The sequence below is a fragment of the Paucilactobacillus vaccinostercus DSM 20634 genome (assembly GCF_001436295.1).
Taxonomy (GTDB): domain Bacteria; phylum Bacillota; class Bacilli; order Lactobacillales; family Lactobacillaceae; genus Paucilactobacillus; species Paucilactobacillus vaccinostercus.
The window spans coordinates 1-310 of the sequence record NZ_AYYY01000050.1; the positions used below are offsets into that span (position 1 = coordinate 1).

The 310-nt window shown below is 42.6% G+C and carries 1 protein-coding gene; it reads right to left on the minus strand.

The features are described 5' to 3' along the window. On the minus strand, positions 1–250 hold a 250-nt coding region (locus tag FC26_RS13080), incomplete at its 3' end, for an IS66 family transposase zinc-finger binding domain-containing protein (protein WP_338045565.1). Positions 251–310: the final 60 nt, after the last annotated feature.

A 310-nucleotide genomic window follows, 5' to 3' on the forward strand; every position in this document is an offset into this window, starting at 1 on the left:
GGACATATTTGTGATAAGCAATTTCAGACACTAAAGAAGCCGATGCCATGCTGTGAAGTATTAACGCCCTTGGCGCATTTCCTTGGTAGAGATGGCTAATCGCATCTTGTTGGTCACATTGATGATATTTGTAAGTTGCCTCATATATGTTGGCAACATATAGTCGTCCTGGAATCACGCGAACTTCTTGTCGTACATAATGTTTACCAACTCGTTGGAGGTCATGCCCATGTGGACACAGTTTTATCATTGGCTCATGGACTTCATCTTCCGTCGGAAGATCAGTACTGATAATCTCAGATCGTTTTCG